Origin of the sequence: Silvimonas iriomotensis, assembly GCF_014645535.1 — a bacterium.
Lineage (GTDB): Bacteria > Pseudomonadota > Gammaproteobacteria > Burkholderiales > Chitinibacteraceae > Silvimonas > Silvimonas iriomotensis.
On record NZ_BMLX01000002.1, the window covers coordinates 1,082,315 to 1,089,989 of the forward strand.

Below are 7,675 nucleotides of genomic sequence, written 5' to 3' on the forward strand. Positions count from 1 at the left end.
CGCAAATCTGCGGGCTTTTTGCTGGCGGCGACCAGGGCGCTCAGTCGCGCAGGCCTTGCCACAAGGTCGACAACAGTGTGTCGGTGTGATCCTGGCTGTATTCCCAGAAGAACGCGCCGGCCAGTTTGCGTTCCTGAATGAACGCCAGCTTGTGGCCGAGCGATTCGGCATCTTCATAACTGACAAACATCTCGCCGGACAACAGCCACGGTGCTTTGGCGTCGTCATCCCAGAACCGCGTGGCACCCTCCGGGATCAGCTTGCCCACGATATCGTCGTAATCGATCGAGGTATTGCTCTTGGGCGTGCCCGGCGCGCCAAGGCCAGCCCCGCCCACGCCATCCAGCCCGCGACCATAGAAGGCGCAGCCCAGCACCAGTTTGTCGGCCGGCAGGCCATTGGCAATAAACAGGTCGACCGACTTCTGGCAGCTATCGCCGTCCGGATCGCCCGGCGTGTTGTACAGATTGGTGTGGTGACCGGCGCGCGTGGCCCAGCCGTTGTAATAGTCGTAGGTCATCAGATTGACGAAGTCGCACAGCTTTGCCACTTCGGCCATCTCGACGCCATCCAGATAATACTGGCCTGCGCCTGCGGCAATGGTCAGCAGGTAACGCGCGTTGCCAACGCGGCCTTGTTCGTCTGACAGCGCGTCAAGCTTGTGGCGCAGGGCTTCCAGCATCAGCGTGAAGTTGTGCTTGTCTTCCGGCCGCGCCTTGATGCTGGCCATGTCGTTGGATGGGTACTCCCAATCCAGATCAATGCCATCCAGACCGCGCTGGGTCATGAAATCAATCGCAGACTGGGCGAAGACCTCACGTGATTCGGTGGTAAGGGCAGCATCAGAAAAACCGTCCGCCGACCAGCCGCCAATCGAGATCAGCAGTTTAAGCCGCGGGTTCACGCTGCGCAGTTCGTGCAAACGGGCAATGCCCTCTTCGCTGCGGGCCTGGCCATCTGCATCTTCTTTGGACGTCAGCAACACCACCTTGCCTTCATGGATATTGGCAAAGGCATAACAAATGTGGGTCAGGCGCTCGGCATCACGAATCAGCGGCAGGCGGTTCCAGTCCCGCCATCCGGCAAAGTAAGCCAGCAGAATGTTCGACATGGGCAGCAACTCCACAAGGAAGACTCAAAGAGGTCTGGCGCAGCAGACCGGGGTCGCCAGCATTATGCGACGGGCACTGCGGGCAGCCACATAATGGAGCAATCCGGATCAAGTTTCGTTCCCGCATTCGTCGCTGCAGACAGGACCAGCGCGGCTGCAGGCTATACCAAAAACATTGCCCCGCGCTGACAAGGCACGGGGCAAGCTGGTTTGCCGTTCTGGTCCATCCGGCCAGCACATTTACAGCGCGGCAATCACCGTCAGTTCCACCCGGTAGCGCGGGTCTGCCAGGCGGGCTTCCACCGTCGTACGTGCCGGTGTGTGGCCCGGGGCCACCCATTCGCTCCACGCGGCATTCATGGCGTCGTATTCGTTCACGACATCCGGCAGGTAGATGGTCACGCTCAGAATCTTGGTCTTGTCCGAGCCGACCTCGGCCAGCATGCGATCGACCGCAGCCAGCGCTTCTTCTGTTTGCCCGCGCGTGTCTTTCTCTAGCGTCTCGGCAATCTGTCCGGCCATGTACACGGTGTTGTTATGAACCACGATCTCGGACATGCGTGGCCCGACGTGGTAACGCTGAATGCTGGACATATTGTTCCCCTGTGGCGCAGCGATACGAAAACGTGATTTTAGGCAGATTTGCGCGGTGCGGCTGCAAGACAGTACTCCGAAACCTGTCAGACAACAAAAAAGGCGAACCCGCAGGCTCGCCTTTTTGTATTTCAACGTGTCCGGATCAGACTGCGGCCACGCGACGCAGACGCTGGGAGAACTCTTGCAGCGCAGCGATACCGCTGGCTTCTGCACGGGCGCACCAGTCTTGCAGGTGGGTCAGCAGTTCAGCACGCGACAGGCTGGAGCGTTCCCACAAACGGGTCAGTTCCTGGCGCATCTGGTAGACCTGATCGAGCACCTTGCTTTGAGCCAGCAGGCTATCGAGGTGCTGTTTATCGCCAACCGGGGTGTCCTTGGCATCTTGCTTGAGCCACACCTTCATCTGGCGAGCCGGATTGAAGTCAAAGTGCGGCAGGCTGGCGCTGGCGCGCAGCTTGTCCAGTTCATCGCCCACGGTGTGCTTGAGCGACTTGGCGTAGTTGGCCGCGATGGTGTAGCGGTTGGCGATAATGGCAGCCAGCGCTTGTTCATCCAGTTCCATATGGCCATCGACCATCTTCATGCGCGGGGCAACCTTGCGCACCTTGGCCAGCTTCAGTGCCGACAGGCAGCGGATATACGCCCAGCCCAGGTCGAACTCCCACCACTTGTTGGAGAACTTGGCGGAGGTACCAAAGGTGTGATGGTTGTTGTGCAGTTCTTCGCCGCCAATGATGATGCCCCAAGGCACCAGGTTGGTGGACGCATCTTCACATTCGAAGTTGCGGTAGCCGAAGAAGTGGCCAACACCGTTGATCACGCCAGCGGCCCAGAACGGAATCCATGCCATCTGGACAGCCCACATCCACAGACCATTGGCCCCGAACAAGCTCAGGTCAATGATGGCCATCAGGGTCGGGCCCATGATGCTGTGCGGGGTGTAGATATTGCGCTCGAGCCAGTCGTTGGGCGTACCCACGCCGTACTTCTCCAGCGTTTCCTTGTTCTTCGATTCCTTGCGGTACAGTTCCGCGCCTTCCCACATGACCTTCTTCAGGCCCAGCACTTGCGGGCTGTGCGGATCTTCAGCGGTTTCGCAGCGGGCGTGGTGCTTGCGGTGAATGGCAACCCACTCTTTGGTCACCATGCCCGTCGTCAGCCAGAGCCAGAAACGGAAGAAATGACTGGGAATCGGGTGCAGATCCAGACCGCGGTGCGTCTGATTGCGGTGCAGGAAAATCGTGACCCCTGCAATCGTGATATGTGTCAGCACCAGCAACACCACGATGTAGCCCCACCAGGGCATTTCGATCAGGCCGTTCAGCCATTCCATCTATGAAACTCTCCAGGACAAGAAACCCCTTGAAGTTGTTCAGAATTTACTGATACGGATCAAGGGCGAACAGATATTACAGAATAATTGCTTGCAATGCGCAACCGTTCGTACGCCCGGTTGTGCAAATTACCCGCTCGTCATTCATCGGCGGGCTTTGGCGGAACATAACCTGTCAAATTACCATCGCCGGCGGTTTTGTTGGTGGGTGTGAAATGCACCACATCCAGCCGGTTGAACGGGATATTGATACCGTGCGCCTTGAACAGGCGCCACACCCGCAGGTTGATCTCTGATTTCAGGCTGCCCTGACCGTTTTCCGGATCTTTGATCCAGAAACCGACCGAGACATTCACCGCGCTATCGCCAAAGGCATCGAGATACGGGTACGGCTTGGGGTCTTGCACCACCCGATCGATACCTTCCGTCGCCTGGACCAGCAATTGCAGCACGAGATCCAGATCAGACTCATACCCGACGGTGAAGGCCAGTTTGGTCCACACCTTGCGATCGGTATATGACTGATTGACCACCGTCGACGTCACCAGCGTGTCGTTCGGCACCAGAGACTCGGTGCCATCCAGACTCTTGAGCACGATATAGCGCGAAGTCAGGCGCGAGATAATGCCCTGGCGGTCGCCAATCTGCACCAGATCACCCAGCCGGACCGAGCGGTCCAGCAAAATGATGAAACCTGATACATAGTTGGAGGCGATCTTCTGTAAACCCAGACCCAGACCAACACCCAGCGCACCGCCAAACACCGACAGCACCGTCGGATCGATCCCTACCAGCGGCAAGGCCACCAGCACGGCAATCACCACCAGCAGCGACTGCACCACCTTGGTCAGCATGACCCGCAAGCTGGTATCAAGCATTTCCGCGCGCATCAACCAACGCTCGGCCAGGCGGCTCAGCCACATGGCAATCAGCAGCGTCGCCGCCACAGAGGCCAGGCCTTGCAGGATGGTCAGCACAGAAATACGTTGATGGCCCAGATGAAAGCTGATGTCATCCAGCGCATCGGCAATCTCAGGCAGGATGCCCACCACGTGCAAGGCGTAGGCCAGCCAGATCAGCGCGGCAATCCGGCGCTCCCAGCGGCCAATCCATGGCGCTTCATTGAAGACGTGGCGCAGCAGATAAGCCAGCACGCTGATGTTGACCATGGCCAGCAACAGCACGTCGGCCACGCCAATCAGCCTGAACGCCGATCCCGGAAAGAAAATCCCCAGAATCACCGTGCCGAACTTGGTCACCGTCAGCGCCACCAGCGGGAAAATCAGCCGGATAACGCCCTGGCCAAACCACTGCCAGCGCGAATTGTCGCGGGTAACCCGTGGTTTAAGCAGGTAATACAGGATAACGCCGACCAGCACGGCCAGCAGCACCACACCGGCCTGACTGACCAGGTCTGGTCGCAGCCAGCCATGCTCGTTGATGTCGCCGATCAGCTCGGCAACCAGGTTCTCACGCGGGCTCATGGATGAGACTGGCGGATACGCTTGAGCGTTTCGGTGGTCGAGGTCTGGTACAGGAACGGAATCGAATGCACCTGCCCACCCCAACCCAGTACTTCCTGGCTGCCGACAATGCGGTCAATCGACCAGTCGCCCCCTTTGACAAGGACATCCGGCCTGACCGTCATGATGAGGTCATACGGCGTATCCGCATCAAACCAGGTGACAAGGCTGACACTTTCCAGCGCGGCCATCACGCTGGCGCGCTTGCCCAGATCATTGATCGGGCGGTCATCACCCTTGCCTTGCCGTTTGACCGATTCATCCGTATTGAGCGCGACGATCATGCTGGCGCCCAGCGCGCGGGCCTGCGCCAGATAAGTCACGTGCCCCGTGTGCAGAATGTCGAAACACCCGTTGGTGAATACCAGCGGGCGCTGCAACTGGGCAATGCGCGCCGCCAGTTGCTCCGGCGCGCAGATCTTCTTCTCGAAATCGGGATGCGGATATTGCTGTGCAGTCATGAAATCAAGCCTGGCCGAGGTTGGCGACCAGTTGTTTGCGGAAGCGGTTCAGATCAGCGGCGGTTTCAAAGGTTTCGCCAAACAGACTCGACAGGTTGCGCAAGATACCGCCGACCACACGGCCTTCCCATTCCTTGCCAAAATGGATTTGCGTATCCAGCCAGCGCTCCAGCCATTCCGGGTCCGGCAGGCGGCTTTGCACGGTGTCCATCGGATACAGATCCTTGTTCACGTGCAGGTTGGTCGGGTGCAGCGGCTTGCCACTACGGGCCGAAGAAGCCATCAGCATACCGATCTTGGCAAACGCCAGGCGCGCTTCGTCGCCCAGTTTGTCGATCGCACGCTTCATGTACTTCAGATACGCGCCACCGTGGCGGGCTTCATCGGTCGACAGGGTTTTGTAGATTTGCTTGATGACGGGTTCGGTGTGCCATTCCGAGGCACGGCGATACCACTGGGTCAGACGCACTTCGCCACAGAAATGCAGCATCAGCGTTTCCATCGGCGGGGCCGGATCAAACTCGAAGCGAACTGCATGCAGCTCTTCTTCGGTGGGGGCCAGGTCCGGACGGAAGCGGCGCAGGTATTCTTGCAGTACCAGCGAGTGCTTTTGCTCTTCATAGAACCAGATGGACATGAAGGCAGAGAAATCGGAGTCGTCGCGATTATCGCGCAAGAACATCTCGGTGGCCGGCAGGGCGGACCATTCCGTGATGGCGTTCATCTTGATCGTGACTGCCTGCTCTTCGCTCAACTTGCTCGCGTCGAACTGATCCCAGGCAATATCGTCCGCCATATCCCAGCGGGCTTTTTCCAGATCAGCGAAAAGTTGGGGGTAAAGCATGCAATCGGCTCCTGCGGCGACAATTCTAGTTAGAAAGTAAAAAGCAAAACTTCCTAATTAGACAGGCAGACGCGGCCTACGGCAAGGCATTTCAAACGCGATGGCCACGAATGCGAAGCATTACCAATTTATTTGATATCGTCATACAACTGTGATGCAGGAACGGTAGCCTGCGGGCCCTGATGCGCAAACAGCCGGACAAACGGATCACAGCAACGGCGAGAACAATCTGGCCCATGCTTCACCAAAGGCAGAGAGCTTTGAGATCTTGCGGGGCCGGGACACGCGCACTGACTGTTTAAGGTCATCTGCAAAGCGCGCCGCCAGCGCGTCAGCCTGCGTCGCGCCGTAGGCCAGCACACTCACCTCAAAATTAAGCCGGAAGCTGCGATTATCAAAATTGGCGGTGCCGATCGCCGCATACTTCTTGTCGACGACCAGCGTCTTGGAGTGCAGCATGCGCCCGGTGTATTCCCAGACCTGCACGCCGGCAATCACCAGTTCATCAAAATAAGAGCGTGCCGCCTCGGTCACGATCCATGAATCGCTACGCCGCGGCACCATCACCTGTACATCCACCCCACGCAGTGCGGCACTGGTCAATGCCACCATCGCGCCTTCGTCTGGCACAAAATAAGGGGTCGTCAGCAAGATGCGTTCTTCTGCGGCGTTGATCGCCGCCAGATACGCCCGGTAGATTGGCGCCCAGTCGTTATCAGGGCCGGATTGCAGCACCTGCACAATGTGCTCACCCTCGGGCGGCTCTATATAAGGCAGCGGCTCCGGGCGTTCGCCCGTTGTATAAAACCAGTCTTCCAGAAAAATCTGCTGCAACTGCTCCACGACCGCGCCTTCAAGCCGCACATGCAGATCATGAAACGCCTGCGGATTGTTGCGCTCGTCTTCTTCGTCGGTGATATTGATGCCGCCAGTAAAGCCCATGGCGCCATCACATATGACCAGCTTGCGGTGAGTCCGCATATTGATCACCGGCCGCAGACGGCGAAATGACGTCTCGTGGAAGAAGGCCACTTCCACCCCGGCCGCGGTCAGTGGCCCGAGAAACTTGCGGCCACAGCGCTTTGAGCCCAGCGCGTCGATCAGCAAGCGTACCTGAATCCCCTGCCCCGCTTTGCGGATCAACAGATCACGCAGTGCAGTGCCGATGCGGTCAGGTTCATAGATGTAGTACTCCAGATGCACCTGGCGCGTGGCGGCCTCAATAGCATCAAAGATCGCTTCATAGGTCGCACCGCCATCGACCAGCAAATCAAAACGGGTGCAGGTCACCGGCGGCATTTCGGTCGTCGCCAGGCTCATTCTCGCCATCTGCGCGGCGTAGACCGGCGGCGCCTTGCCGCCACCCTGTTTGCGGATACCCAGGCGCTGTTTACTGGCCGCGCGGCGCAGCCGCTTGCGCTTGATCTTTTGCGGCCCGAACACGAGGAAGATGATCAAACCGATCCACGGCAATGCCGCCAGCGACAAAATCCAGCTCAGCGTCGCAACAGGGGCGCGACGCTGCCAGATAATCATCACCGACAACACCACCAGATAAACCGCCCACAACAGGGAAACAGCCAGGGTCAAGGTCACGAAGCAATCCGGATATTGTTCTGATTGCCACCAAGCTTAACAAGGAAGTGAAGATATTTCGCGCGGAACGCGCAAGGCGGGGAGGGTAAAAGCAAAACGCCCGTACAGGTCTCTGTACGGGCGTTTTATATGGGTGTCTGGCAATGTCCTACTTTCACACGGGTAATCCGCACTATCATCGGCGCTAAGTCGTTTCACGGTCCTGTTCGG

Annotated in this window: 7 protein-coding genes; all 7 read right to left on the reverse strand. The window is 58.4% G+C overall.

Features of this window, described 5'->3' with window-relative positions:
- Nucleotides 1–40: 40 nt before the first annotated feature.
- The 7 genes from IEX57_RS11520 to cls all read right to left on the reverse strand — a co-directional run bounded on the left by IEX57_RS11520 (nucleotide 41) and on the right by cls (nucleotide 7,465).
- A complete protein-coding gene (locus IEX57_RS11520) occupies nucleotides 41–1,111 on the reverse strand; it encodes a glycoside hydrolase family 18 protein (RefSeq protein WP_188704449.1) in 1,071 nt (356 codons plus the stop codon).
- A gap of 240 nt (nucleotides 1,112–1,351) precedes the next feature.
- Nucleotides 1,352–1,705: a RidA family protein gene (locus IEX57_RS11525; RefSeq protein ID WP_188704450.1), complete on the reverse strand. Its 354-nt coding sequence runs from the start codon at nucleotides 1,703–1,705 to the stop codon at nucleotides 1,352–1,354.
- A 145-nt stretch (nucleotides 1,706–1,850) separates the two neighbouring features.
- Nucleotides 1,851–3,041, reverse strand: a complete 1,191-nt coding sequence (locus IEX57_RS11530) for a DesA family fatty acid desaturase (RefSeq protein ID WP_188704451.1) — start codon at nucleotides 3,039–3,041, stop codon at nucleotides 1,851–1,853.
- 140 nt (nucleotides 3,042–3,181) lie between these two features.
- A complete protein-coding gene (locus IEX57_RS11535) occupies nucleotides 3,182–4,525 on the reverse strand; it encodes a mechanosensitive ion channel family protein (RefSeq protein WP_188704452.1) in 1,344 nt (447 codons plus the stop codon).
- On the reverse strand, nucleotides 4,522–5,025 hold the full coding sequence (gene rfaE2, locus IEX57_RS11540) for a D-glycero-beta-D-manno-heptose 1-phosphate adenylyltransferase (RefSeq protein WP_188704453.1): 504 nt from the start codon (nucleotides 5,023–5,025) through the stop codon (nucleotides 4,522–4,524). The genes IEX57_RS11535 and rfaE2 overlap by 4 nt, the downstream gene beginning before the upstream one ends.
- A gap of 4 nt (nucleotides 5,026–5,029) precedes the next feature.
- Nucleotides 5,030–5,869 carry a ferritin family protein gene (locus IEX57_RS11545; RefSeq protein WP_188704454.1) on the reverse strand — a complete coding sequence of 280 codons (840 nt, stop codon included), beginning with the start codon at nucleotides 5,867–5,869 and terminating at the stop codon, nucleotides 5,030–5,032.
- 207 nt (nucleotides 5,870–6,076) lie between these two features.
- Nucleotides 6,077–7,465, reverse strand: coding sequence for a cardiolipin synthase (cls, locus tag IEX57_RS11550; protein ID WP_188704455.1), 1,389 nt, complete (start codon nucleotides 7,463–7,465; stop codon nucleotides 6,077–6,079).
- Nucleotides 7,466–7,675: the final 210 nt, after the last annotated feature.